Source organism: Mesorhizobium sp. WSM4976, assembly GCF_029625685.1.
In the GTDB taxonomy this organism is placed as follows: domain Bacteria; phylum Pseudomonadota; class Alphaproteobacteria; order Rhizobiales; family Rhizobiaceae; genus Mesorhizobium.
In genome coordinates, this window is record NZ_JARTVT010000006.1 from 149,335 (window position 1) to 175,569 (window position 26,235).

Sequence of the window (26,235 nt, forward strand, 5' to 3'; positions counted from 1 at the left end):
TCTCCCGGTATCATATTTGCGTTACATCGGGGACTGACACCATCTTTTCGGCGCTGCCGAAACGCGTTACGCTCAACTCATGGATTTGTTGCGCCACAAGAGGGCGGCCGCGGGACGCGGTTTCCTTGACGACCAGTTCCTGATTGCCATGCCTGGCATGAAGGACGACCGTTTCGCGCGCTCCGTCATCTACATCTGCGCCCACAGCGACGAGGGCGCGATGGGGCTCATCATCAACCAGACGCAGCAGATGTTGTTCCCGGATCTTCTGGTGCAACTCGGCATCATGAACGAGCAGGAAGCGATCCGACTGCCGGCGCATACGCGCGATTTCGTCGTGCGCAATGGAGGGCCGGTGGACCGCAGCCGCGGCTTCGTGCTGCATTCCGGCGACTATCGTGTGGAATCCTCGCTCAACGTCTCCGACGACATCTGTCTGACCGCTACCGTCGACATTCTGCGCGCCATCTCCACGGGGCGCGGCCCCCGCCATGCGCTGATGGCTCTCGGCTATTCCGGCTGGGGCGCCGGCCAGCTCGAAACTGAGATCGCCGAGAATGGCTGGCTCACCTGTCCGGCGACGCAGGAACTTCTGTTCGACGCCGACATCGAGCGCAAATACGACCGCATCCTGGCGTCGATCGGCATCGACCTGGCCCACCTGAGCGCTGCTGCCGGCCACGCTTGATGCTCGCGACTAGCGCGAACGCCTGCGACTTCGTCATCCTGGGGCAAAGCAGGAGCGTAGCTCCATCGCGAAGACCCTAGGATCCATTCCGGTAGATCGACCGTAGGTGCGGCGGCGCAGATTCTGCACCGGTTTCAACGCGTTAGCGTCACGGCATGGATCCGAGGGTCTGCGCCGCGTCGCTGTGCTCCTTGCTCCGCCCTAATCGCCGAAGCGATGGGCCTCTAAGCCTGGGTCAGCGGATACTGCTCCCTCAACGTCTTCAGCACCTGGTCGCCGGGCATCGGCGCGCCGAACATGAAGCTCTGGACATATTCGCAGCCCATCTGGCGCAGCTCCAGCGCGTCGCTTTCATCCGAAATGCCTTCGGCCACGACCGATAGCCCGAGCTCATGGGCCATGTTGACCATGGATTTGAGCAGCACGGCGCGCTTCGGTGTGGCGTCGTCAACAAAACTCTTGTCGATCTTGATCGTGTCGAAGGGGAAGCGCGTCAGGTAGGAGAGCGAGGAATAGCCGGTGCCGAAATCGTCGAGCGACAGCCCGATGCCTAGCTGTTTCAGCTTGGTCAGCACATGCGCGGTCTGTTCCGGGTTGTCCATCACCAGGGATTCGGTAAGTTCGAGCCGGAAGCAGCGCGGCTTCAGATTGGCCCGAGCGATGACGGATCGCACGTCGCTGACAAGGTCGCGGCGGATGAGCTGGCGGCTCGACAGGTTGACCGAAACCGACAGCGGCGCGTCGCCGATCTGCTTCTGCCAGCCCGCGAGGTCCTCGGCCGCCTGCTGCATGGCGAACAGGCCAAGCTGCACGATCAGTCCGCAATTCTCGGCCACCGGGATGAAGTCTCCCGGCGGAATCATGCCGCGGCGCGGGTGGTCCCAGCGCAGCAGCGCCTCGAAGCCGGCGACGCTGCCGTCTTCCAGCCGCACGATCGGCTGATAGGCAAGCGTGAACTCGCGCCGCTCGATGGCGCGGCGAAGGTCGGATTCGAACTGCAGCCGGTCGGTGCCGACCGTGCGGAAGGCAGGCCGGAACGGCTCGATCCTGTCGCCGCCGAAGCGCTTGGCCTGGTGCATGGCAAGCTCGGCGTCCTTGACCATGTCCTCGGCGGAGGTCTGCGCCGTCGTCCAGGTGATCAGTCCGATCGAGGCGGTGAGCACGATCTCGCGCTTGGCGAAGGTGATCGGATTGTTGATCGCGTGCTTGATGGCGTCGGCCATGGCCGCGATGCGGGCAGGGTCCTGCTCCGAAAGCAGCATCAGCGCGAACTGGTCGCCGGCAAAGCGCGACAGCGAATCCTTCGGCTTCAAGAGCCGGTGCAGCCGGCGCGCGACGGTGAGCAGAATCGTGTCGCCGGCGGAAATGCCCAGACCGTCATTGACCTGCTTGAAGCGGTCGATGTCGATGATGAAGACCGTCGGGCGCACCTTGTCCTCGGTGCGGGCGATCGAGATGATCGCCTCCAGCCGGTTCATGAACAATTCGCGGTTCGGCAGGCCGGTCAGGTTGTCATGCACGGCGTCGTGCAGCAGCCTTTCCTCGGATTTCTTCTGCTCGGTGACGTCGACCATGGTGCCGACGCAGCGGATCACCTCGCCGTCGGAGCCGATGACCGGGCGGGCGCGCAGCGAGAACCAGTGGTAGTGGCCGTCGACGCCGCGCAGCCGGAAATTCTGCGCCACCTTGCCGCGGCGGTGCTCCAGCACCACGTCGAGCGTGGTGCGGAACGTGTCGCGGTCGTCGGCATGCAGCACCGGCAGCCAGTTGCGGGCGGCACCCCCAAGGCTGTTGGGCGGCAAGCCGAGCTGGAGGCTGATGTCCGGCTTGGTCACCACGCGGTCTCGCAGCACGTCCCAGTCCCAGACGATGTCGCCCGAGCCGGCCACCGCCAACGCCTGGCGCTCGAGGTCGGAGAACAGGCCCTGATGCGCCCCGCCGCCGGCAAAGGCATGCTGCATGACAGTGAAGCCGATGAGCAGGATGATCAGGATCAGCCCGCCGCCCAGCGCCGGCTGGGCGATGTCGTTGTCGAGCATGCCGGTGATCGCCATCCACGACCCGCACAGCCAGAGCAGCACCATCACCCAACTCGGCACCAGCATGATCGCGCGGTCATAGCCGCGGATGCCGAGGAAGATGATCAGGCCGAGCCCGGTGAGCGCGGTGGCGGCGAAAGAGATGCGGGCAATGCCGGCGGCGACTGCCGGATCGACGATGGCCACGCCCGCGATCAGCAGCAGCCCGAGGATCCAGACTAGGGCACCATAGCTGAAATGCCCATGCCATCGGTTGAGGTTGAGATAAGCGAACAGGAACACCACGAAGGTTCCGGCGAGCGCCACCTCGGTGCCTGCCCGCCAGATCTGCTCGTTCCCGGGCGATATCGCGATGATCTTGTTGAGGAAGCCGAAGTCGACGCAGATATAGGCCAGCACCGCCCAGGCGAGCGCCGCCGTCGCCGGAAACATCGAGGTTCCCTTGACCACGAACAGGATCGTCAGGAACAGCGCCAGAAGGCCAGAGATGCCGATGACGATGCCGCGGAACAGCGTGTAGGAATTTACTGAGTCTTTGTAGGAATCCGGGTCCCAGAGATAGACCTGCGGCAGCTTCGGCGAGGCGAGCTCGGCGATGAAAGTCACCACTGTTCCGGGGTTCAGCGTCACGCGGAACACGTCGGCGTCGGGGCTTGTCTGGCGGTCGAGCGCGAAGCCTTCGCTGGGCGTGATCGCGGCGATGCGCGTCGAGCCGAGGTCGGGCCAGAAGATGCCGGAGTTCACCAGGCGGAAATGCGGCGCGACGATCAGCCGGTCGAGCTGCTGGTCGGTGGTGTTGGCGAGCGCGAAGACGGCCCAGTCGCCGCTCGATCGCGCGTCATTGGCCTCCACCTCGATGCGCCGCACGATGCCGTCGGGGCCCGGCGCGGTCGAGACCTGAAAGTTCTCGCCCTGGTTCCGGTAGATCTGGACGGCTTCCGAAAGGTTGAGCGCCTTGTCGTCGCGCGCGATCTTGATGGGCTCGACGGCGAAAGCCGGCATGACCGCAAAAAACGTGACGACGACCGCCAAGATAAGGGCGAACAGCGACGCTAATCGCGAAAAATTCGTCACATTCAGCCCTTCGTTCCATCACCCGGCGGATCGTCCGCGATCCGGGCGTAGAGGTAGTGATCCTGCCAGATGCCGTTGATCCTGAGATAGGATCGGAGAAGTCCTTCGCGCCGGAATCCGGCTTTTTCAAGCACGCGGATCGACCGGGCGTTTTCGGGAATACAGGCAGCCTCGATCCGGTGCAACCTCAGCGTATCGAAGGCAAAGCGCGACACCAGCTTGACCGCCTCGGTCATCAGGCCGCGGCTGCCGAAGCGTTCGCCGATCCAGTAGCCGATATGTCCGCTCTGCGCGACGCCGTGGCGGATGTTGCCAAGCGTGATGCCGCCGGCAAGCTTGCCGCTCGATTTCTCGAAGATGAAGAAGGCGATGGCCGTGCCCTGCGCGTAATCCTCGCGGTAGCGGCTGATGCGCATGCGCCAGGCGGTGCGGTCGAGCTCGTCCGGCTGCCAGCGTGGCTCCCAGGGCTCCAGGAAGGCGCGGCTTTCGCCGCGCAAGGTCGACCATTCGCGGTAGTCATTGGTCAGCGGCACGCGCAGCGTGACCTTTTCGCCCTTCAATGCCGGCAGGTCACGGCGAAAGAAAGGGAGCGCGAACACGGCTCTGGAACGGAGTCTAGACGGCGAGCCGGCGGGCCGTCGTCTGCGGGCCCGCAAGCGATTCGAGGATGGCCTCGTAAGGCGCAAGCGTGCCCACGGGGCCGACCGCGGTGAGCGTAGGCTTGGTCGAGAACAGCCGCGAGGAGAGATCGGTCAGCCGCTCGACGGTCAGCGCCGAAAGCCGCTCCATCAATTCCTCCTTGGCGATCGGCCGACCGAACAGGAGCAACTGCCTGGCGATCTGAGAGGCGCGGCTGGCCGGGCTTTCGGCCGACATGATCAGGCCGGCGCGATATTGCGCGCGCGCCCGGTCGAGCTCATCCTGCTGGATGGTTTCGCCGGCCTTTTGCAACTCGTCGATGATCACCGGCACCAGCTTGGCGATGTCGCTCTGCCCGGTCGCGGCGTGCACGCCGAAGATGCCGGTGTCGGAAAAGCCCCAGTGGAAGGCATAGACCGAGTAGCAGAGCCCGCGCTTCTCGCGCACTTCCTGGAACAGCCTCGACGACATACCGCCGCCCAGGATCATCGACAGCACCTGCGAAGCGTAGAAGTCGCGCACATGATAGGCGCGTCCCTCGAAGCCGAGCACGATTTGCGCATCCATCAGGTCGCGGTCCTCGCGAAAGTCGCCGCCGACATATTGCGCGTATTGCGGGATATTGCCCGCCGCCTTGGCGCGGAAGCCGCCGAGCCGCTTCTCGACCTCGCGCACGAAATTGTCGTGCTTAATATCGCCTGCCGCCACGAGGACCATACGCTCGGCGTCGTATTGCCGCTCGATGAAGTCGTGCAACTGTCCGGAAGTGAAGGACTTGACCGTCTCCGGCGTGCCCAGGATCGAGCGGCCGATGGTCTGATGCCGGAAGGCGGTTTCGGTGAAGCGGTCGAAGACGATATCGTCGGGCGTGTCGTGCGCGGCGCCGATCTCCTGCAGGATCACATGCTGCTCGCGCTCCAGCTCTTCCGGATCGAATTCGGATTCCTGCAGAATGTCGGCCAGGATATCGACTGCCAGCGGCACGTCGTCGGAAAGCACCCTGGCATAGTAAGAGGTCGTCTCGACGCTGGTGGCGGCGTTGATCTCGCCGCCGACATTCTCGATTTCCGAGGCGATCTCGAAGGCGCTGCGCCGCTTGGTGCCCTTGAACGCCATGTGCTCGAGCAGATGGGCCATGCCATGCTCTTCGTCGCGCTCGTTGCGGGCGCCTGACTTGACCCAGGCCCCTAGGGCAACCGATTCGATGCTTGGAAGGGTTTCGGTGGCGACTGTCAGGCCGTTCGACAGACGGCTTACCTCAACACCCATATGGCAAGTACTCCCTAACGCGCCGCCCGCGAGTGGCGGTTCACGTAATCTTCCACCATTTTTATGTCGGAGGGAAGTATCGTGTATTTTTCGTCGGCTGTCATCAAGCCGCCTAGCCATGCGGGCAGGGCAGGGGTGACGCCGCTCGCCGCCTCGACCGCTGCCGGGAATTTCGCGGGGTGCGCGGTGCCGAGCACCACCATGGGCACGGGGCCCGAGGCATGGGCGGCTGCGACATGAACGGCGGCGGCCGTGTGCGGGTCGAGTAGGTAGTTGCTTTTCTCGAGCGTCGCGCGGATGGTGGCTGCGACCTCGTCCACGGTGGCGCGGCCGGCGTCGAACTCGGCGCGGATGCGCTGGAGCTCGCCTTCCTCGATGGTGAAGGCGCCGGACTGCTTCAGCCCGCTCATGTAGCGCCGCACCGTTTCGGCATCGCGGCCCGCAGCCTCAAACAGAAGACGTTCGAAATTCGACGACACCTGGATATCCATCGACGGCGAGGTCGTGGCGAACACGCCCTTCGTGCGGTATTCGCCGCTCGCCAATGTGCGCGCCAGGATGTCGTTGTCGTTGGTGGCGATGATAAGCCGCTCGATCGGCAGGCCCATGCGCTTGGCGGCATAACCGGCGAAGATGTCCCCGAAATTGCCGGTCGGCACGGTGAAGGAGACCGGTCGGTCCGGCGCGCCAAGCGACAGCGCGGACGAGAAATAATAGACGATCTGGGCCATGATGCGGGCCCAGTTGATCGAATTGACGCCCGAAAGCGACACGCGGTCGCGAAAGGCGTGGTCGTTGAACATGTCCTTCACCAGGCCCTGGCAGTCGTCGAAATTGCCTTCGACCGACAGCGCGTGGACGTTCGCTGCGCTCGACGTCGTCATCTGCCGCTGCTGCACCGGCGAGACCTTGCCATGCGGGAAAAGGATGAAGATGTCGGTGCGGTCGCGGCCGGCGAAGGCGTCGATCGCGGCACCCCCGGTGTCGCCCGAGGTCGCGCCGACGATGGTGGCGCGCTGGCCGCGCTCGGAAAGCACGTGATCCATCAGCCGCGCCAGCAACTGCATCGCCACGTCCTTGAAGGCCAGCGTCGGGCCGTGGAACAGCTCGAGGATGAAGGTGTTCTTCCCGGTCTGCACCAGCGGGCAGACGGCCTCATGCCGGAACGTCGCATAGGCCTCGCGCACCAGCCGCTCGAAGACCGGCGCCGCGATCTCGCCGCCGAGGAAGGGCGTCAGCACGCGGATGGCAAGGTCCGGATAGGCGAACCCGCGCATGGCGCGGATGTCGGCGGCGGAAAACCTCGGCCATTCGCGCGGCACGTAAAGCCCGCCGTCGCGCGCCAGGCCGGCCAGCACCGCGTCTGAAAATCCAAGCGCGGGCGCGTCGCCGCGGGTACTCACATACTGCATCGTAAAAGGCCCATTGCTGCCGTTCACGTCATCCACGGCAATTGGTTAATTTTCCGAGCCGGCTCAGTCGCATTTTTGCCGCGCGGTTGCTATACGTCACCGGCTTTGTGAGAGGGAAGTGCAGTTTCATGGCGTTTTATTCGGTCAACCGTCGTCTTGTCGCGGGTCTGGCGCTCACCGGCTTTATGCTCGCCGCCGCCGGCTGCCAATCGAGCGACAATGGTATTCTGAACCTCGGTTTCGGCAAGAAGAGCGATCCGACCGCGCCGCCACCGCCGCAGGATCCCAAGATACTCGCCAGCCAGTTGCGTGCCTATTGCCCGAAAGTGACGCTGCGCGACGGCACCGCCTATTTCAACACCTATGCCAAGGGCGCGGCGGCGAAGCCCAAGAAAAAGAAGCTCGATCCCGCCGCCGAAGCCGAGGCGGCCGCCGCCGCTGCGGCCCAGACCGGACCCAACGGTCAGCCGGTCGATCCCGCTCACGATCCGTCCAAGATCATCTACCAGGCCTCGATTTCGGACATGACGCGCGACTGCACCCATGCCAACGGCCAGCTGTCGATGAAGATCGCCGTCGCGGGCAAGGTCGTGCCGGGTCCGATGTTCGCTCCCGGAACCGTCACCATGCCGATCCGCATCGCCGTCCAGCACGGCGACGAGGTGCTTTATTCGCAGCTCCACCAGTACCAGGTGCAGGTCACCGATCCGACTGCCGCAACCCAATTCGTCTTCACCGACGCCAATGTCGTTGTGCCGGAGCCTTCCGCAAAAGATTACCAGGCCTATGCGGGCTTTGACGAGAACACGCCCGCCGCCTCGGCGAACAAGACGAAAGGCAAGCGGAAGAAGCGCGCTCCGGCGACGAACTAATGTCTGCATTCATCGACGCCCGGTCGTAGCCTGGTGGGTGGCTACTCCGGCAACCCGGCTGCCCGCAGCGCGGAGCCAAGAGCCTCCGCGAGCGCGGGCGCGCAATTAACGCCGGCAAACTGCCGGCTGTAGCGGAAGGCCGGCTGAAGCTCGATCACGCGAGCGGCGGCCGCCTTCGCTTCGTCCAAGCGGCCAAGCCTGGCCAGCGCGGCCGCCAATTGCACATAGGTGATGCTATGTGCCGGATTGGCTTGGACGGACTTGTAGGCAGCACGACAAGCCTCTTCGTAACGGCCGCACAACAAATGGCTCATCGCCTGTGCGTCAAATGCGGCCCAGGCCCACGAATCGAATGGGCTCAGTCGCAAGCCCTGCTTGCTCCATTCTATCGCTCGCTCCGCTTCGCCGCTCCATCCGAGAACGACGCTGCCAAGGATGTAAGTCAGCGCCGAGGACGGGCTGATGGCGAGGGCGGCTTCCAATGCCGCGAACGCACCGGCACGATCATGTGCATCCATTCCGATGGAAAAACCCGCCCATGTCAGGGCAAGAGCATCGTCCTGTCCGTGGACGATGGCCGACCGCGCGTGGCGGATCGAGGACGCGCGGTTGATCTCCTGCAGGCCGGCGCGAAGGAACAGGCAGTGATGGCACATCGCGGCATTGCCATGCGCCAGCGCATAGGTAGGTTCGAGCGCGATCGCACGCTCGAGAAGGACGAGCGCTCTGGTCACTTGCTCCGGCATGCCTGAATCGACATCAGGCTGAGCCTGCAGCACGAGATCGTATGCGTCGAGGCTATCGGGGCGTTTGCGTCTGACACGTTCGATCTCGGCCTTCCGCACGCTTGGCGCAATCGCGCCCACTGCTGCCAGCGCGATCTCGTCTTGGAGCGCGAAGATGTCGTCGGAGCTGCGGTCATAGCGCTCGGCCCAGACATGGGCGCCGGTCGAAGCATCGATCATCTGCGCTGTAACCCGCACACTATGGCCGGCCTTGCGCACACTGCCTTCGAGCACATAGCGAACCCCAAGCTCGCGGCCGACCTGCTTCACGTCGACGGCGCGACCCTTGTAGGAGAGCGTCGAGTTTCGCGCGATGACGAATAGCCATTTGATCCGCGCCAGGCCCGTGATGATGTCGTCCACCATCCCATCGGCAAAATATTCCTGTTGGGGGTCGCCGCTCAAATTCGAGAACGGCAAGACGGCGACGGACGGCTTTTCAGGCAAGCTCGGTCCCGACGTGGCGCCGGTGGCGGCCGCGGTTTCGGGATCGTTGGTGGCGACGGCGGGTCCGACATAGCGGTAGCCGCGGCGCGGCAATGTTTCGATCCAGTCCGCGACATTCGCCGCATCGGCCAATGTCCGGCGCAAGGCTGCGATCTGAACCGTCAGATTGTTGTCGGCAACCGCCGATCCCCCCCAGCCGGCGTCGATCAGCGCGTCCTTGGACACGGGTTGGCCAGCGTTCTGGATCAGCAGTCGCAGCAGCGCGACGGCGCGCTGCCCAAGCATAGTCGGCTCATCTCCGCAAAAGAGAATGCCCACCTCCGGATCGAGGTGAAAAGACCCAAAGCGGTAGACCTCGCGCCTGACTGTCATTGGAGTCTTTTAGCAAATTTTTGGCAACCAATTCACGACTTTCCCGCGTGAGCGGCCGATGTTGCGTGAACGCTTGCCAGAAACAAGCGCCTGTCAGAGGAGGATCATATGAGCGCTGATGCCGTCATCCGCATGCCCGACCAGAAGAAGGGTGTCATATTGCGTGGCCACCCCATGGCTTTCCTCGTCACCGACGAAAATACCAGGCATACGAGCATGTTCGATTGGACGATCCCGCCGGAGTTCGCCACGGGACGGCATGTTCACCGGGTGCAGGAGGAGACCTTCTACCTGCTCGAAGGCGAGTGTGAGTGGCATGTCGGTGACAGGACGATCCGTGCAACGCCGGGAACCTTCCTGTTCATCCCGCCGGGGGTGCCACACAACATCATCAATGTCAGTGAGAAGCCTGCACGCGTGCTGATGACCGTCTCTCCGCCTGGCCACGAGCATTATTTCGAAGAACTGGCCGAACTGGCGGCGCATGGAGCGCCGGATCCGAAGGCGCTGGCCGACCTGCGGAACCGCTACGACACAGACCAACTCTCGACTCTGACCACGCGCGCGTAAGCAGTTTCTCAGGCTTCTAGGCGTCTTCCGACCACTGCGACAGCGCCGCGATCGTGCTGTTGAGCTCCGCCCAGCGCCGGATCACCGTCTCGGCGCCGGCCTCGGTCAGTGCGTCGGCATGGCCCGGATAGCTATGCCCCGCGCCGGTGAAGCCGATGACGCGCATGCCGGCCGTCCTGGCGCCGGCGATGCCGTGCACGGAATCCTCGATGACGAAAGTGTTCTTCGGGTTGGCGCCGAGCTTCTCCGCGGCGTAGAGGAACACGTCCGGCGCGGGCTTGGTCTTCTTGCTGGGAATGTCCAGCCCCGAAAAGATCCGGCCGGCGAAGAACGGCAGCAGCCGCACCTTCTCCAGCATGAATTCGACCCGCTCCGTGCGCGAGTTGGAGCAGACGGCGCGCGGCGCGGTGACGGCCGCGACCGCCTCGCGGGCGCCGTCGATGATGCGCACGTCGCTGCGCAGCTTCCGGTCGACCAGTTCCTCGGCGCGGTCGATCAGCGAGGCCTGGAACGGAATGTGCGACTTCTCCTCGAGCCGCAGCATGATGTCCTTGAAGGTCAGTCCCGCATAGGTCTCGGAAATCTCATCCGCCGAGATCTCGAATCCGGCCGATGTCAGAAGCTCGGCCTCGACGCGCGCGGCGATGATTTCGGAATCGACGAGCACGCCGTCGCAATCGAAGATGACAAGATCTGGCTGGGGCATGGCAATCCGAAGACGTTGGGGAGGGGGCCTGACTGGCTCAAGCGGCGCGGCATACACCAACGGGCCGGTTCGCGCAAACTTCGGCGGCCACGCGGCAGTCCTTCACCGAATGTTTACGCTGATCGGTAACCATAACAGCCAGTAAACCGTAACGCGTTTGTTTGGGTGTTTTGATGTCTGCCGTGCGTCTTCTCGACGAGCTTTCCCACGCCCCTCTTAAGTCCGAATGGCTGGACACGATCCTGAAGGGCGATTGCGTCGCCGCCCTCGACCGGCTGCCGGAAAAGTCGGTCGACATCATCTTCGCCGATCCGCCCTACAATCTGCAGCTGGACGGCGACCTGCACCGGCCCGACCAGTCCAAGGTCGACGCCGTTGACGATGACTGGGACCGGTTCGAGAGCTTCGAGGCTTATGACGCCTTCACCCGCGCCTGGCTGCTCGCGGCGCGCCGTGTGCTGAAGCCCAGCGGCACCATCTGGGTCATCGGCTCCTACCACAACATCTTCCGCGTCGGCGCCCGCATGCAGGATCTCGGCTTCTGGATCCTCAACGACATCGTCTGGCGCAAGACCAACCCGATGCCGAATTTCCGCGGCCGCCGCTTCCAGAACGCGCATGAGACGATGATCTGGGCCTCGCGCGACCAGAAGGCCAAGGGCTACACCTTCAACTACGAAGCGCTGAAGGCGTCGAACGACGATCTACAGATGCGCTCCGACTGGCTGTTCCCGATCTGCACCGGGGGCGAGCGCCTGAGGGACGAGAACGGCAACAAGCTGCATCCGACGCAGAAGCCTGAGGCGCTGCTGGCCCGCATCATGATGGCCTCGACCAAGCCGGGCGACGTCGTGCTCGATCCCTTCTTCGGCTCGGGCACCACGGGCGCCGTCGCCAAGCGCCTCGGCCGCCATTTCGTGGGCATCGAGCGCGAGCAGGCCTATATCGACGCCGCCAATGAGCGCATCGCCGCGGTGCGCCCGTTGGAAAGCGCCGACCTCACCGTGCTTTCCGGCAAGCGCGCCGAACCGCGCGTGGCCTTCGTCAGCCTGATCGACACCGGCCTTATGGCGCCCGGCGCCACCCTCTACGACGCCAAGAAGCGCTGGGCGGCAAAGGTGCGCGCCGACGGCACGCTGGCGATCGGCGACAGCGCCGGCTCCATCCACAAGATCGGCGCCGAGGTCCAGGGGCTCGACGCCTGCAACGGCTGGACCTTCTGGCATTATGAGCGCAGCGGCGGTCTGACTCCGATCGACGAACTGCGCCGCATCGCCCGCCTCGGCATGGAGCGGGCAGGGGGCTGAATCAACACTTGAACGGATCGCTGCAAGCGATTCAGTTCAGGCCACAATCCCCAGCCGTTCAAGGTCCGCTTTAAGCGTCGGGGCGTCGGTGAATAGCACCGCCCGCCAGCCGGCCGCCTTGGCGCCGTCGACATTCTTCTGGCTGTCGTCGATGAACAGCGATGCCGCGGGATCGAGCCCGAAGGACGCGACGTGGTGGTCGTAGATGGCGCGGTCCGGCTTGATCAAGCCGATGTCACCGGAGACGGTGACGCCGCGCGGCTTCTCCAGGAACGGAAAACGGGCGCGCGCCTCGCGGAAAGTGTCCGACGCCCAATTGGTGAGCAGCGTCACGTCGCGGCCGTCATCGATCAGGTTCTCCAGAAGCGCGACGCTGTCTTCATAGGCGTGCGGCGCCATCTCGTGCCAGTAGCGGCGGAAATTGCGGATGTTCTCGGCATGGCCGGGATGCTCGGCGATCAGCAGCGCTTCGGCTTCTTCCCAGGTCCGGCCGCGATCCTGCTCGAGATTCCAGGCGCTGGTGCAGACATTGTCGAAGAACCATTTCCGCTCCCCGGCATCCGGGATCAGGCGGCTGAACGGGATGTCCGGATCGTAATGAACCAGCACCTTGCCGATGTCGAACACGATATGGCGTATTTCGGTCATTGCATGCCTTTCAATGCGAGTTCCGTCTCTTAGTCGCGCCTGGTATGGCCGCCTCGATTACCTTTTTCATGACGGTGGGCAGCGCTTCCCCGGAAATTTCATGGGCCAGCGACCAGAAATGTCCCGACGGCGCATCGCCTATGACTCTGGCATGGAAGATTTCGAGTTCGAGCGCGAAATGGGTGAAGACGTGCCCGATCTGTCCGGCGCGCCGCCAATCGGCGGGAAAGGGCGCGGCGTCGGCCGTCGTGGCGCCGTCGACCCGCGCCGTCCAGCCCGTGGTCGGCACTTCTGTCATGCCGCCGAGCAAGCCTTTCTCCGGCCGCTTGCGCAGCAGGACGGCGCCGTCAACGCGCTCGGCGACGAAGGCCGCACCCCTGCGCAGTGGCTTGTCGTCCTTGGGCAGGCGGACCGGAAAACGCTCTGGATCGCCCGTGAGAATGGCGCTGCAATGCTCGTGGACTGGGCAAAGCAAGCAGCGCGGCCGTTTCGGCGTGCAGATCGTCGCGCCGAAATCCATCATCGCCTGGGCAAAATCGCCCGGCCGCCTTTGCGGCACAAGCTTCTCAACCACCGCGCGGATTTCCGGCTTGGCTTCGCTGAGCGGCGTTTCGATCGAATAGAGACGGGTCACGACCCGCTCGACATTGCCGTCGACGACCGCCGCCGGCCGGTCGAAGGCGATCGCCGCGATCGCCGCCGCGGTATAGGCGCCGATGCCCGGCAATACGCGCAGGGCCGCCTCGGTGTCAGGAAAGCGGCCGCCTTTCAGTGTGACAAGGTCGGCGCAGGCCTTCAGGTTGCGCGCCCTGGAATAGTAGCCGAGCCCGGCCCAGGCCTTCATAACGTCGTCGGCAGGCGCCGCCGCCAGCGCCTCGACCGTCGGCCATTTCTCAACAAAATTGCGGAAATAGGCTTTCACCGCCTCGACCGTGGTCTGCTGCAGCATCACCTCGGACATCCAGACACGATAGGGATCGGGCCTGATCCCACGCGCGAACGCGCCGGGCGTGACGCGCCAGGGCAAGTCGCGATGATGCGCGTCGTACCAGGCGAGCAGGCGAGACGCGATGCCCGTGTCTTCGGACGCGGCCTTCTGTGATGCCTTGCGGGTCTGGTCGAGGGGTGCCATTGATCGGATGAGCTGGGAACTGGAGAACGCACATGGCAGGGAAAAGGGCCTTCGGCAATCCCGTTCCGGTGAGCGATCTCGCGACCGAGATCCTCGATCCGGTGCTGAAGAAGCGCGCCGGCATCTCAATCGGGCTGGTGCAATCCTGGGAGGAAATCGCCGGGCCGCGCCTGGCCACGCATTCGCGGCCCGAAAAAATCCAGTGGCCGCGCCGCCTGCACGAGGACGACCCGTTCGAGCCGGCGACGCTGATCATCGCCTGCGAAGGCATGGCGGCGCTGCATCTGCAGCATGAGGCCGGCGAGGTTATCAACCGCGTCAACGCTTTCCTGGGTTTCAACGCCATCGGCCGCATCAAGATCCTGCAAAAACCGGTGCTTTCGCAAAAGGCGCGGCCGAAGCCGGCGCCGCGAGCCTTGACCGAGCCCGAGAAATTGAAGCTCGCGCATCTGGTCGGCAAGATAGAGGACGACGGCCTGCGCGCCTCCCTCGAGCGGCTCGGCGCCACAATTATAGGTGAAAGGAAGCCCAAAGGGTCGTAAGAAGCGTCCTGAATGCGTCACCAATCTCGCGCATTCGTGATGCTCAGGATCAAGTTTCGCGATTGGATTGGGGATCGCGATGCCTTAATTCGCGCCAACTCTCGCCTTTTCTAGCCCTTGCATTGCAAAATCCAACCGATATCAGGTGATTCGCATGAACCGTGCCCCGTTTGGCAATAGCTTGTCCCGCAGAAACCTTCTGACCGCGCTGGCCGCTGTTCCTGCGGTGGCGTTGCTCGCCGCATGCAGCGACTCCGGCGAGGAGGCGAAGGCCGCCGACGTGAAGCCTGCCAACCCGTCGACGCCTGCCAAGCCCGCCGCCACGCCGGCGGCGGTCCAGGTGCCAGAGGCGCAAGGCACTGTCGACATGACGGAACTGCTCAAGCCCGGCGCGCTGCCCGACAAGCAGCTCGGCAAGGACGACGCCAAGGTCACCATCGTCGAATACGCCTCGATGACCTGCCCGCATTGCGCGCATTTCGCCATGACCACCTTTCCCGAACTGAAGACCAAGTATATCGACACCGGCAAGGTCCGTTACATCCTGCGCGAATTCCCCTTCGACCCGAGCGCCGAGGCCGGCTTCATGCTGGCGCGCTGCTCCAAGGACAACTACTTCGCCATGGTCGACGTGCTGTTCAAGCAGCAGCCGAGCTGGGTCGGCGTCAACAACACCAAGGAAGCGCTGCTGCAGATCTCGAAGCTCGCCGGTTTTACACAGGAGTCCTTTGAGTCCTGCTTGACGGACCAGAAACTTCTGGACGATGTGAGAGCAGTCCAGAAACGCGGAGCGGACGAGTTCAAGGTCGACTCGACGCCGACCTTCTTCATCAACGGAAAGACCTACAAAGGGGCGATGTCGATTGAGGAAATGTCGGCCATCATCGACCCTCTGCTCTGACATCCAGGCTGCACCGAAGCGGTCAGGCTTCGGCGCGCGCGGATTTTTGTCTTGCCGCGGGTTCTTGTCGCAAAACCGCGGAACACTTTTGCGGAACCCCCTTAAGGGGCGGCGCGAATGAAATTTTCGCGCCTTCGCCTCCTCGGTTTCAAATCCTTCGTCGAGCCTGGCGAGTTCGTCATCGAACGCGGGCTGACCGGCATTGTCGGGCCGAACGGCTGCGGCAAGTCGAACCTCGTCGAAGCCTTGCGCTGGGTGATGGGCGAAAGCTCCTACAAGAACATGCGCGCCTCCGGCATGGACGACGTGATCTTTTCTGGTTCCGGCGCGCGACCGGCCCGCAACACCGCCGAAGTCACGCTTTTCCTCGACAACACCGACCGCACCGCGCCGGCCGCCTTCAACGATGCCGACGAATTGCAGGTGTCGCGTCGCATCGAGCGCGAGGCCGGCTCGCTCTACCGCATCAACGGCAAGGAAGCCCGCGCCAAGGATGTGCAGCTTCTGTTCGCAGACCAGTCGACCGGCGCCCGGTCGCCCTCCATGGTCGGCCAGGGGCGTATCGGCGAACTGATCCAGGCAAAGCCGCAGGCCCGCCGCGCGCTGCTCGAAGAGGCGGCCGGCATTTCCGGCCTGCACACGCGCCGGCACGAGGCGGAGCTTCGGCTGAAGGCCGCCGAGCAGAACCTCGAGCGTCTGGACGACGTCGTCGGCGAGCTGGAAGGCCAGATCGAAAGCCTGAAGCGCCAGGCGCGCCAGGCTTCGCGCTTCAAGAACCTGTCGGCCGACATCCGCAAGGCGGAAGCGACGCTTCTGCACCTGCGCTGGACGCTGGCCAAGACCCAGGAAGGCGAAGCGCGCTCTGCGCTTGCCGTCGCCACCACGCTGGTCGGCGGCCGCGCCGCCGCCCAGATGGCGGCGGCCAGGGAGCAGGGCATCGCCGCGCACCGGCTGCCGGATTTGCGCGACGCCGAAGCCGCCGCGGCGGCGGCCTTCCAGCGCCTGTCGATCGCCAAGACCCAGATTGAGGAAGAGGCCGGCCGCATCCGCGCGCGCCAGACCGAGCTCGAACGCCGCCTGCAGCAGCTCGACGCCGACATCGCCCGCGAGGAGCGGATGGTGCGCGACAATGCCGATATCCTCGAGCGGCTGCGCGCCGAGGAAGCGGAGCTCAACTCGGACAATGCCGGCGCCGCCGAGCGCGAGGCGACCACGCGCGCCACGTTCGAGCAGGCAGGTGCTACGCTGTCGCAGAGCGAGGCAAGACTTGCCGCGCTGACCGCCGAACGCGCCGAGGCGGCCGCCTCGCGCCACCAGATCGAGCGCAGCCTGCGCGAGACCGCCGAGCGCCGCGACCGCTTCGCCCGCCAGCTCGCCGAGGTCGATCGCGAGCTTTCCGACATCGTCGCGCGCATATCCGGCCTGCCTGATCCGACCGAAAAGCGGCTTCTGGTCGAGGACGCGCTTGCCCGGCTGGAGGAGAGCGAGGCTGCCGCCATCGCCGCCGAGCAGGCCGTCGCCGAGGCGCGCGCCGCCGAAAGCGCGGCACGTCCGCCGCTGCAGGACGCCAGGGCGGAACTGGCGCGCATCGAGACTGAAGCGCGCACGCTGGCGAAGATACTCAACGCCACCAGCGGCGGCGATCTTTTCCCGTCGGTGCTGGAGCAGATCAGCGTCGAGCGCGGCTACGAGACGGCGCTTGGCGCAGCCCTTGGCGAGGACCTCGATGTCCCGCTCGACCGCAGCGCCCCGGTGCATTGGGGCGAAAGCGCGATCCAGCCTGGAGATGCGGCGCTGCCCGAAGGCGTGAAGAGCCTTGCCAGCGTCGTGCGTGCGCCTGCGCAGCTTGCGCGCCGCCTCGCGCAGATCGGTATCGTTGATGCCGCGGACGGCCGCCGCCTCCAGGCGCAGCTTGCGCCCGGCCAGCGGCTGGTCAGCCGCGATGGCGCGCTGTGGCGCTGGGACGGCCTGACGGCGAGCGCCGACGCCCCGACCGCCGCCGCGCTGAGGCTGGCGCAGAAAAACCGTCTGGCCGAGCTCGATGCGGAAGCCGTGCAGGCGACGCGCGTCGTGCGCGAGGCCGAGGAAGCGCTGGCGCGCGCCGAGCAGGCGATGCGCCAGGCCAGCGAGGCGGAGCGGAATGCGCGCCAAGCCGGCCGCGACGCCCAGCATGCGCTGGATGCCGCCCGCAACGCGCTGGCCGAGGCCGAGAAGGCTGGCGGCGAGTTGATGAGCCGCCGTGCCGCTTTGGACGACTCCCGCGCGCGCATCGTCGAAAGCCATGAGGAGACGCAGGCCGCCTTCCTCGAAGCCGAGGAAATGCTGAAGGACGCGCCCGATCTCGGCGACCTGCAACTGCAGCTCGAGCAGGCTTCGGCCAATGTCTCGCGCGAGCGCGCCACGCTTGCCGATGCGCGCGCCGTGCATGAGGGGCTGCGCCGCGAGGCCGAGGCGCGCATGCGCCGCCTGGACGCCATCGGCGCCGAGCGCAGGAATTGGGTCGAACGCGCCGAAAACGCCTCGACGCAGATCGCCGCGCTCGGCGAGCGCAAGGCGGAGGCCGAAGCCGAGCGCGAGCGGCTGGCGGATGCGCCGGACGAGATCGACGCCAAGCGCCGGGCGCTTTTGACCCAACTTTCCGAAGCGGAGGCGCTGCGCCAGGCGGCGAGCGACCGCCTGCAGGAGGCGGAAAACAAGCAGGCCGAGCTCGACAAGGCGGCCACCGCCGCGATCCAGTCGCTTGCCGAGGCGCGCGAGACCCGCGTGCGCGCCGAGGAGCGGCTCACCGCGGCGGATGAACGCCGCGCCGAGGTCGAGGCGCGCATCCAGGAAGCGCTGAACACGCCACCGCATCTCGTCATCCAGCATACCGGGCTCAAGGCCGACGATCCGATGCCCGACATGGCCGAGATCGAGCGCCAGCTCGACCGGCTGAAAATCGAGCGCGAGCGGCTTGGCGCCGTCAATCTGCGCGCCGAGGAAGAGCAGAAGGAATTGTCGGAGCGGCTGGAGACCATTGTTTCCGAGCGAGAGGACATCATCGAGGCGATCAGAAAACTGCGCCAGGCGATCCAGAGCCTCAACCGCGAGGGTCGCGAGCGGCTTCTGTCGGCCTTCGAGGTGGTCAACGGCCATTTCCAGCGGCTGTTTTCGCATCTGTTCGGCGGCGGCACGGCCGAGCTGCAACTGATCGAGTCGGAAGACCCGCTGGAAGCGGGGCTTGAAATCCTCGCTCGCCCGCCCGGCAAGAAGCCGCAGACCATGACGCTGCTGTCCGGCGGCGAGCAGGCGCTGACGGCGATGTCTCTGATCTTCGCCGTCTTCCTCACCAATCCGGCGCCGATCTGCGTGCTGGACGAGGTCGACGCCCCGCTCGACGACCACAATGTCGAACGCTTCTGCAATCTGATGGAAGAGATGGCGAGGACGACGGAAACCCGCTTCGTCATCATCACCCACAACCCGATCACCATGGCCCGCATGGATCGACTGTTCGGCGTCACGATGGCCGAGCAGGGCGTTAGCCAGCTGGTCTCGGTCGACCTGCAGGCCGCCGAGGCGATGCGCGAGGCGAGCTGATCTAGCCTTTCTCAGGTTCGACGACCCACACTATTTCTCCGGCGCAGTCGCAGGCGCCGTGTAGCGCCTCCGCACGGCATCGATCACCAGCTTGCGGCTTTCGTGGGCCGACAACGCCTTGTTCTTCTCCGCCTCCGCCGTTTCTCGAGCGAGGTCCTTGTCCCTGATCTGCTGGCGGAACCATTTCGAATAATCGCCGGCGCGCAAATGGTGTTCCCATGTCTTGTCGTCGATGCCTTCCGCCATCTGCGCGAAGATGATGAGGTTATGGGCCCTGAGGTTCATCGCCTTCTTCGGTCCGGTGAAATAGAAGCTGCCCGCCTCGTCGAGCTCACCTTCGGCATATTTGCGGCTGTGCCGCTTCAGCGACTGGGCGGGCTCGATCGCCTTGACCGTGAACGGCGTCTTGCCGTCCTGCGGCCGCCAGAACAGAACGCGGTCGCCCTTGGGCGATGGAATGTCTTTCGGCGCCTGGAGCCCTGTTTCCTTGCAGAAGGTCTTGATCACGCCCTTCGCCTTGGGACCAAGGGCGATCACCGCCGTGACAAGGCCGAGCGCACCGGTGGAAATCGCTTCGGGATGGACGGTGATCAGCACCGTGCCGGGCAGCTCGATCGAAAGCACGGATCGTGTATCCTCGCGTCGCTTCGGCATCAAATGATGCGCCTCGTCGATGATCAGCCAGTGCGGCCTTGCCGTGCGGTAGCGGACATTGCCGAGGCCAGGCAGCAATTCGGCGAAGAAGTCCGGGCGCTCGTCCACCTTCAAGGCCAGACCGTTGACCACGACATTGTTTTGCGGCTTCTCGATCAGTTCCAGCAGCTGCTCTTTGTTCGGGGCGATTGAACCGTTACCGAGCGGCACCGCGCCTTTCAGTCCGTCATAGTCGCCCTCGGGGTCGAAAATGCAGAACTGCAAACCCTTTTCGACCAGCCGCTCGGTGATCGCCGTGGCCAGGGTCGATTTGCCGATGCCCGAGCTGCCGGCGATCAGCACTGTTTCCATCGGCGACAAATAGATGTCCTTGCCGCGCGACGTTCCGAGCTGCACGCCGCCCAGGCGCTTCTTGGCAATGAGGTGATCGCGCTTGATAAGCTTGCGGATCAGTTCCTCGACGCCCTTGCCGCGCGCCTCCTTGGTCACGAGATCTGCGGTCTCCTTGACCGCGGGCAGCGCGTTGGCCACCGCGACGCTGCAGCCCGAGGCCCTGAGGAAGGCGTGGTCGTTCTCGGCGTCGCCGACCGCTACGACATTGTGCGGCGACAGCTTCAGGTCTTCGAGCGCCGCCGCCAGCCCGGTCGCCTTGTTGATGCCCGAAGGCAGGATCATCACCGCGCCCTTGTTGAAGATGATTTCCAGCTCCAGCCCGAGCTTCTTGATGATGTCGAGCACGGTGGCCTGATGCGGCTCCCAGGTGGCGACGATCGAGCGCCCGACCGACAGCGGCTTCACGCCGCGCTTCTTGAGCTCGTCGATGAGATCCGCGGAAGGTGGGGGCGAGATCGTGCGTTCTTCCTCGCTGGCCGGCGTGTAGATGAGCGCGCCGTTCTCCGCCACGATCTTGTCGAACAGGGAAAGTTCGGGAAACACCTCTTTGAGATCGGGCAGCTCGCGGCCGGTGACGAGGATGAGCTTGCGCCCGGATTTCTCGAGCTTTTCGAGCGCCGAGATTGTGCTTGCGGCGACTAGCCCGTCATGCGCCAGCGTTCCGTCATAGTCGGTGGCCAATGCCATGAAATACATCGGTTGAGCCTCTCCATCGTCCGTTTTGCCGGTCGCCTGGAAAACAGGCCGGTTGGACAACAACGCCTGTTGGTGGAAAAGGTTTAGGCCGGGCACTGGATTTGTCGGGCTGGCGCCTGGTCCGTCGTGCATCGTGGCGGTCAACTCGCCGATACCAGGGGACGGTCGGGCGCCAGGATCTCGATCCGCCCACTTGCCGCGCGGCAACGCCTTCGCTACTCCCATTCCATGGCAACGCACAAGCTCATCAACACCAAGTGGCACAATGTCCTCGGGACGGTCGCGCCGGCGCTCACAATTGCATCCGGCGATGTCGTGATCACGGAGACGCTGGACGCTAGGGGCTTTGACAAAAACGGTGCGCGACCGGCTCATGGTCCAAACCCGATGAACGGCCCGGTCTTCGTGACGGGAGCCGAACCCGGCGATGCGCTCCGCGTGGACATCCTGCGCATGGATCCTATCCGCTCCTCCGGCTGGACGATCTCGTCGCTGGCCGCGAATGTTGTCGATCCCGAGGCTGCTCGCCAATTGCCGGCACGGGACAGAGCCGACTGGCTGATCGATCTGGAATCGCGAACCGTGAAGTTGCAGGAGCCGCCGCCAGGCCTTGAGAACTTCGTGCTGCCGCTGGAACCGATGATCGGTTGCTTTGGCGTGGCGCCCGCGATGGGCCAGGCTTTCTCCACCGCGACAAGCGCGGAGAATGGCGGGAACATGGATTATCGCGGCTTTCGGCCTGGCGCGACCGTTTGGTTTCCCGTTGCCGTGGAGGGTGCGCTTTTCTTCGCGGGCGATTGCCATGCAACGCAGGGCGATGGGGAGATCGTCGGAACCGGGATCGAGACCTGTTTTGAAGTGCAGCTACGCCTTAGCGTGGAAAAGAACAGGCGGTTGACATAGCCTCGCGGTGAAAACGAAACGCACATTTTCTCGGTCGGCAACGCTCGGCCGCTGGATCAGGCCCTTCAGCATGCGACCACGGACATGCTCGACTGGCTGACCAGCGACTATGGATTGTCCGCTGCCGCCGCATCGCATCTGATGGGACAGGTTGTCCGGTATCACGTCGGAAACGTCTTTGACCCTGCCTACACGATGGTCTGCCTTGTCGAAAAGCGATGGCTTCCGAAACCGGCATCTGTCGGCTGAGGAGCGCGCGACCCAAGGTGCCCAACTGGAACCGCTGCGTGGCTCCAGGTGGCATGCTTTAGATTGTCTGTGACGGCATCAAGCGGACGCTTGCCGACCGGGTCTCGCCGGGCGCGAGCACCATGCAGCCTGTGCCTTCGTCCAACCGGTTGAAGGCGTCGGTGATGTTGCTGACCGGCTCGGCGCAGAAGAACCGCTCGCCTGGCGGTGTGTAGAGCACCAGGAAATCGAGCGGTGCTTCGGCCTCGATGTCCAGCAGCCGATCTTCATCCGGCCAGGTGATGCGCGCCCGGCGTGTCCATCCGGTGAAGACGGTGTCGAATGCGGCCTCGGCGACGTCGAAGCCCGTGGTCGGATCGGCGCCCGCCGGCGGCGAAACATGGCGCGTCGGCAGAACCTCGGCGTCGGTTTCCCACATCCCGGTGACATCGGCCTGGATATGAGTCCACGGCGTGGCAGGAAAATAGGGATGAAGCCCGAAACCGGCCGGCATGGGCGTATCCGAAAGGTTGCGCAATGAGATCTGGATGTTCAGGCAGCCTCCCGCGAGTCCGATCCTCTGCTCGGCCTCGTAGCTCCAGGGCCAGGAATCACCATCGTGACGATAGCGCAGGATCGCCCTGGCTGGCTGGTGTCCTTCCAGCACCCATGGCTGTCGCCAGCCATGGCCGTGCTCATAATGCGGGTCGTCTGATCGCGTCGGCAACTCGATGGTCCGGCCGGCGAAGCTGAAGCGGCCGCCCCTTACACGATTGGAGTAGGGGACGAGCGGAAAGCAGGCCATTGCGCCCGCGTCGCGACTGTCGAGCGCGGCGGGCAGGGCGGGACGTAGCCAATCGACGGCATGCCCATTTTTCCGCCAGCGATATGACGCCAGCGCGCCGCCAGCGGCCGGGGCGATCTCGACGGTCGCCAGGCCGTCGGTGATCGTGACCAGCCCATCCACGCGACGTGTCTCAAAATTCCCCTCCATCCTGTCCCCAGCGGCTTGACTCTCATGGTCGATTGGATAAAGGCATATCATATGAATAGTATGAAGAATACAAAGTCCTTCAGCACCGCCCGCACGTCGCGGGTCGTCGCGGCGGTCGCCAGCGGCTCGACGGCGCTGCATGCGACGGTCGTCGAGCAGATCGGGCTGCGCATCGTCCAGGGCGATTTCCTGCCGGGCGAGGCACTCCCCAATGCCGATGATTCCAGTGAGATGCTGGGCGTCAGCCGCACTGTGCTGCGCGAGGCGATCAAGGTCCTGGCGGGCAAGGGGCTGGTCGAGTCGCGGCCGAAGACCGGCACGCGGGTGCGCCCGCGCTCCGACTGGAACTTCCTCGATCCGGACGTCCTTTCGTGGCGCTACGCGGCGGGTGTCAGCGCCGAGGACGTCACGGCCCTTTTCGAGCTGCGCCGGGCTATCGAGCCGATGTCGGCCGCGCTGGCGGCCAAGCGCGCAACGCCCGCGCAGCTTGCCGATCTCAACGCCGCTCTCGCCGAAATGGAAGCCGTGGGCGACGATGGCGACCGTTTTGCCAAGCCCGACCTCGTCTTCCACCAGACCATCCTGCGCATGACGGGCAACGAGCTGATCGGCTCGCTGGCGGCGCTGGTGGAAACGGCCCTGATGATGAGCTTCCGTCTCTCCAATGACAATCCGGAGGGGCAGCGCCACTCGCTGCCGCTGCATCGCGAGGTAGCCGAGAAGATCGCCGCCGGCGATGGCGGCGGCGCGCAGCAGGCGCTGCTCGTTCTCATCGACAACGCCGAGGAAGACGTTCGTCGCAGTGTCGAGAACCGCAACAGGCGCCGTAAGGAGCAGAGATCGTGAGCGAAAGACGAAAGCTGCGCTCGACAGCCTGGTTCGGCGGTGAAGGCAAGAACGCCTTCATGCACCGCAGCTGGATGAAGAACCAGGGCATTCCGGACGATGCGTTCGACGGTCGCCCGGTGATCGGCATCTGCAACACCTGGTCGGAGCTGACCCCATGCAATGCGCATTTGCGGGCGCTTGCCGATCACGTCAAGCGCGGCGTCTATGAGGCCGGCGGCCTGCCGGTCGAATTTCCCGTGACATCGCTCGGCGAAAGCAACATGCGCCCGACCGCGATGCTGTTCCGCAATCTGGCGAGCATGGACGTCGAAGAGTCCATTCGCGGCAACCCCATCGACGGCGTCGTGCTCATGGTCGGCTGCGACAAGACCACTCCGTCGCTGCTGATGGGTGCGGCCTCCTGCAACCTGCCGACCATCGCCGTGTCGGGCGGCCCGATGCTGAACGGCAAGTTCCGCGGCCAGGACATCGGCTCCGGCACCCATGTCTGGAAATTCGCTGAGGACGTGAAGGCGGGGCGCATGAAGGTCGAGGACTTCCTCGCCGCCGAGCAGGGCCAGAGCCGGTCGGCCGGCAGCTGCATGACCATGGGCACCGCATCCACCATGGCCAGCATGGTCGAGGCGCTGGGCATCGGCATGCCGGACAATGCCGCCATACCGGCGGTCGACTCGCGCCGTGGCGTGCTTGCGCAGCTTGCCGGACGGCAGATCGTCGACCTTGTGCACCGGGACGTGACGATTTCGCAAATCCTCACCCGTCAGGCCTTCGAGAACGCCATCCGGGTCAACGGCGCCATCGGCGGATCGACCAATGCGGTGCTGCACCTCATAGCGATCGCGCATCGCGTCGGCGTCGATCTCAGCCTCGACGACTGGGATCGCCTCGGCCGTGATGTGCCGACCATCGTCGACCTGATGCCGTCGGGCCGGTTCCTGATGGAAGATTTCTACTACGCCGGGGGGCTGGCTGCGGTCATGGCGTCGCTGGGTGGGGCGGGGTTTCTCCACCGCGACGCCATGACCGTCAGCGGAAAGACGATCGGCGAGCTGGTCGACGGCGCGCCGAACTACAACAGCGACGTGATCCGGCCGCTCGACCGGCCGCTGACCAGGGAAGGCGGCATATCGGTGCTGCGCGGCAATCTCGCGCCCAACGGCGCCGTCATAAAGCCTTCGGCCGCGACGCCGGCGCTGATGCAGCACCGGGGCAGGGCGGTGGTCTTCGAGAATATCGAGCACTACTACGCCCGCATCGACGACCCGGATCTCGACATCGACGCCTCATCGGTGATGGTGCTCAAGAATTGCGGGCCGCGCGGTTATCCGGGCATGGCCGAGGTCGGCAACATGCCGCTGCCGGCGAAGCTCCTGAAACAGGGCGTTTCCGACATGGTCCGCATTTCCGATGCGCGCATGAGCGGCACCGCATACGGCACCGTGGTCCTGCATGTTGCTCCCGAGGCCGCGGCGGGCGGAGTGCTTGCCCTGGTTCGCGACGGCGATCTCATTGATCTCGACGTGGCCGGCAGGCGTCTCGAGTTGCTGGTTTCCGATGAGGAGCTTGCCGCCCGCCGCCGCGACTGGAAGCCGCCGGCGCCGCCGCAGGGCGGCTACCAGAGCCTCTATGTCGAGCGCGTCCTGCAGGCCGATCGCGGCTGCGATTTCGATTTCCTTGTCGGGCGCCGCGATGCCGGCATCCCCCGCCATTCGCATTAGGTGCCGCAATGAGCCACGAGACCGGGAGCTATGCGATCTACCCCAGCCTCAAGGGCCGCAGCGTCTTCATAACCGGCGGCGGCAGCGGCATCGGCGAGAGCCTTGTGCGCCATTTCTGCGCGCAAGGCAGCCGCGTCGCCTTCGTCGACATGGCGGTGGAGCCGTCCCGGCAGCTGGTGGCGGCGGTCGCGGCACAGGGCCATCCCGAACCGCTGTTCATTCCCTGCGACCTGCGCAATGTCGAGGCCCTGCAGGCGGCGGTCGAGCAGGCGAGGGACCGCAACGGCCCCATCCAGGCTCTCTGCAACAATGCCGGCAATGACGACCGCCACCAGACCGCCGATGTCAGCGTCGCCTATTGGGACGACCGCATGGCCGTCAACCTGCGCCACCAGTTCTTCGCCGCGCAGACCGTGCGCCCGCAGATGAAGGCCCTTGGTAGCGGCTCGATCATCAATTTCGGCTCGATCACCTGGATGGTCGGCGACCCGGATTGTCCCGCCTATGTGACGGCGAAAGCGGCCGTCTACGGCATGACGCGGGCGCTTGCCCGCGAACTCGGCCCCGAGCGCATCCGTGTCAACTGCATGGTGCCGGGCTGGGTAATGACGGAGCGCCAGATGCGTCTGTGGCTGACGCCGGCCGGCGAGCGCCAGATCGAAGAAAGGCAGTGCCTGCCCGACCGGCTGCAGCCTTCCGACATCGCGCGCATGGCGCTGTTTCTCGCCGCCGATGACAGCCGGATGTGCTCGAGCCAGCAATTCATCGTCGATGGCGGCTGGGTGTGACCGCCATCGGACCGCAGCAAAAGGGTAGCA

Annotated in this window: 20 protein-coding genes and 1 pseudogene; 11 read left to right on the forward strand and 10 right to left on the reverse strand. The window is 64.9% G+C overall.

The window, feature by feature from the left end; all coding sequences use genetic code 11:
- Nucleotides 1–79: 79 nt before the first annotated feature.
- On the forward strand, nucleotides 80–688 hold the full coding sequence (locus P9272_RS09540) for a YqgE/AlgH family protein (RefSeq protein ID WP_278160333.1): 609 nt from the start codon (nucleotides 80–82) through the stop codon (nucleotides 686–688).
- A gap of 224 nt (nucleotides 689–912) precedes the next feature.
- On the opposite strand, the gene P9272_RS09545 is transcribed toward P9272_RS09540, so the two are convergent.
- From P9272_RS09545 to thrC, 4 genes are read right to left on the reverse strand one after another with little or no spacing between them, the layout of a single operon-like run.
- Complete coding sequence (locus tag P9272_RS09545; RefSeq protein ID WP_278160334.1) at nucleotides 913–3,801, reverse strand: EAL domain-containing protein; 2,889 nt, start codon at nucleotides 3,799–3,801, stop codon at nucleotides 913–915.
- Between the two features lie 2 nt (nucleotides 3,802–3,803).
- Nucleotides 3,804–4,400, reverse strand: coding sequence for a GNAT family protein (locus tag P9272_RS09550; RefSeq protein ID WP_278160335.1), 597 nt, complete (start codon nucleotides 4,398–4,400; stop codon nucleotides 3,804–3,806).
- 16 nt (nucleotides 4,401–4,416) lie between these two features.
- Nucleotides 4,417–5,709: a pitrilysin family protein gene (locus P9272_RS09555; RefSeq protein WP_278160336.1), complete on the reverse strand. Its 1,293-nt coding sequence runs from the start codon at nucleotides 5,707–5,709 to the stop codon at nucleotides 4,417–4,419.
- Between the two features lie 14 nt (nucleotides 5,710–5,723).
- Nucleotides 5,724–7,121 (reverse strand): threonine synthase, encoded by a 1,398-nt coding sequence (gene thrC / locus P9272_RS09560; RefSeq protein WP_278160338.1) that lies wholly within the window; start codon nucleotides 7,119–7,121, stop codon nucleotides 5,724–5,726.
- A gap of 128 nt (nucleotides 7,122–7,249) precedes the next feature.
- Between thrC and P9272_RS09565 the strand changes: the two genes are divergently transcribed.
- The gene (locus P9272_RS09565) at nucleotides 7,250–7,993 is read left to right on the forward strand and encodes a hypothetical protein (RefSeq protein WP_278160340.1); all 744 of its coding nucleotides are present in this window, start codon (nucleotides 7,250–7,252) and stop codon (nucleotides 7,991–7,993) included.
- 41 nt (nucleotides 7,994–8,034) lie between these two features.
- Here the strand turns inward: P9272_RS09565 and P9272_RS09570 are convergent, their stop codons facing one another.
- Complete coding sequence (locus P9272_RS09570; RefSeq protein ID WP_278160341.1) at nucleotides 8,035–9,597, reverse strand: winged helix-turn-helix domain-containing tetratricopeptide repeat protein; 1,563 nt, start codon at nucleotides 9,595–9,597, stop codon at nucleotides 8,035–8,037.
- A 108-nt stretch (nucleotides 9,598–9,705) separates the two neighbouring features.
- Between P9272_RS09570 and P9272_RS09575 the strand changes: the two genes are divergently transcribed.
- Nucleotides 9,706–10,167, forward strand: a complete 462-nt coding sequence (locus P9272_RS09575) for a cupin domain-containing protein (RefSeq protein ID WP_278160342.1) — start codon at nucleotides 9,706–9,708, stop codon at nucleotides 10,165–10,167.
- Nucleotides 10,168–10,183: 16 nt separating this feature from the next.
- Here the strand turns inward: P9272_RS09575 and P9272_RS09580 are convergent, their stop codons facing one another.
- Entirely contained in the window at nucleotides 10,184–10,873 is a 690-nt protein-coding gene (locus tag P9272_RS09580) for an HAD family phosphatase (RefSeq protein WP_278160343.1), read from the reverse strand.
- Nucleotides 10,874–11,046: 173 nt separating this feature from the next.
- Here P9272_RS09580 and P9272_RS09585 point away from each other — a divergent pair, with 173 nt between their 5' ends.
- The gene (locus P9272_RS09585) at nucleotides 11,047–12,180 is read left to right on the forward strand and encodes a site-specific DNA-methyltransferase (protein WP_278160344.1); all 1,134 of its coding nucleotides are present in this window, start codon (nucleotides 11,047–11,049) and stop codon (nucleotides 12,178–12,180) included.
- A gap of 36 nt (nucleotides 12,181–12,216) precedes the next feature.
- Here P9272_RS09585 and P9272_RS09590 read toward each other — a convergent pair whose 3' ends face one another.
- Nucleotides 12,217–12,828, reverse strand: a complete 612-nt coding sequence (locus P9272_RS09590; RefSeq protein WP_128260262.1) for an HAD family phosphatase — start codon at nucleotides 12,826–12,828, stop codon at nucleotides 12,217–12,219.
- Between the two features lie 10 nt (nucleotides 12,829–12,838).
- A complete protein-coding gene (mutY, locus tag P9272_RS09595) occupies nucleotides 12,839–13,960 on the reverse strand; it encodes an A/G-specific adenine glycosylase (protein WP_278160345.1) in 1,122 nt (373 codons plus the stop codon).
- A 32-nt stretch (nucleotides 13,961–13,992) separates the two neighbouring features.
- On the opposite strand from mutY, the gene P9272_RS09600 reads away from it, so the two are divergent.
- The 3 genes from P9272_RS09600 (at nucleotide 13,993) to smc (ending at nucleotide 18,982) form a co-directional block, all read left to right on the forward strand.
- On the forward strand, nucleotides 13,993–14,502 hold the full coding sequence (locus P9272_RS09600; RefSeq protein WP_128260260.1) for a DUF721 domain-containing protein: 510 nt from the start codon (nucleotides 13,993–13,995) through the stop codon (nucleotides 14,500–14,502).
- Nucleotides 14,503–14,656: 154 nt separating this feature from the next.
- Nucleotides 14,657–15,403 (forward strand): DsbA family protein, encoded by a 747-nt coding sequence (locus P9272_RS09605; RefSeq protein ID WP_278160346.1) that lies wholly within the window; start codon nucleotides 14,657–14,659, stop codon nucleotides 15,401–15,403.
- Between the two features lie 117 nt (nucleotides 15,404–15,520).
- A complete protein-coding gene (smc, locus tag P9272_RS09610) occupies nucleotides 15,521–18,982 on the forward strand; it encodes a chromosome segregation protein SMC (RefSeq protein ID WP_278160347.1) in 3,462 nt (1,153 codons plus the stop codon).
- A gap of 30 nt (nucleotides 18,983–19,012) precedes the next feature.
- Here smc and P9272_RS09615 read toward each other — a convergent pair whose 3' ends face one another.
- Nucleotides 19,013–20,725, reverse strand: coding sequence for an HAD family hydrolase (locus P9272_RS09615; protein WP_278160349.1), 1,713 nt, complete (start codon nucleotides 20,723–20,725; stop codon nucleotides 19,013–19,015).
- Between the two features lie 228 nt (nucleotides 20,726–20,953).
- On the opposite strand from P9272_RS09615, the pseudogene P9272_RS09620 reads away from it, so the two are divergent.
- A pseudogene (locus P9272_RS09620) lies at nucleotides 20,954–21,877 on the forward strand (acetamidase/formamidase family protein).
- Between the two features lie 58 nt (nucleotides 21,878–21,935).
- Here P9272_RS09620 and P9272_RS09625 read toward each other — a convergent pair.
- The gene (locus P9272_RS09625; RefSeq protein ID WP_278160350.1) at nucleotides 21,936–22,823 is read right to left on the reverse strand and encodes an aldose 1-epimerase; all 888 of its coding nucleotides are present in this window, start codon (nucleotides 22,821–22,823) and stop codon (nucleotides 21,936–21,938) included.
- A gap of 87 nt (nucleotides 22,824–22,910) precedes the next feature.
- On the opposite strand from P9272_RS09625, the gene P9272_RS09630 reads away from it, so the two are divergent.
- From P9272_RS09630 to P9272_RS09640, 3 genes are read left to right on the forward strand one after another with little or no spacing between them, the layout of a single operon-like run.
- Nucleotides 22,911–23,696, forward strand: a complete 786-nt coding sequence (locus P9272_RS09630; protein ID WP_278160351.1) for a FadR/GntR family transcriptional regulator — start codon at nucleotides 22,911–22,913, stop codon at nucleotides 23,694–23,696.
- Nucleotides 23,690–25,417 (forward strand): IlvD/Edd family dehydratase, encoded by a 1,728-nt coding sequence (locus tag P9272_RS09635; protein WP_278160442.1) that lies wholly within the window; start codon nucleotides 23,690–23,692, stop codon nucleotides 25,415–25,417. Before P9272_RS09630 ends, P9272_RS09635 begins: the two co-directional genes overlap by 7 nt.
- Nucleotides 25,418–25,425: 8 nt before the next feature.
- Nucleotides 25,426–26,205, forward strand: coding sequence for an SDR family oxidoreductase (locus tag P9272_RS09640; RefSeq protein ID WP_278160352.1), 780 nt, complete (start codon nucleotides 25,426–25,428; stop codon nucleotides 26,203–26,205).
- Nucleotides 26,206–26,235 lie beyond the last annotated feature (30 nt).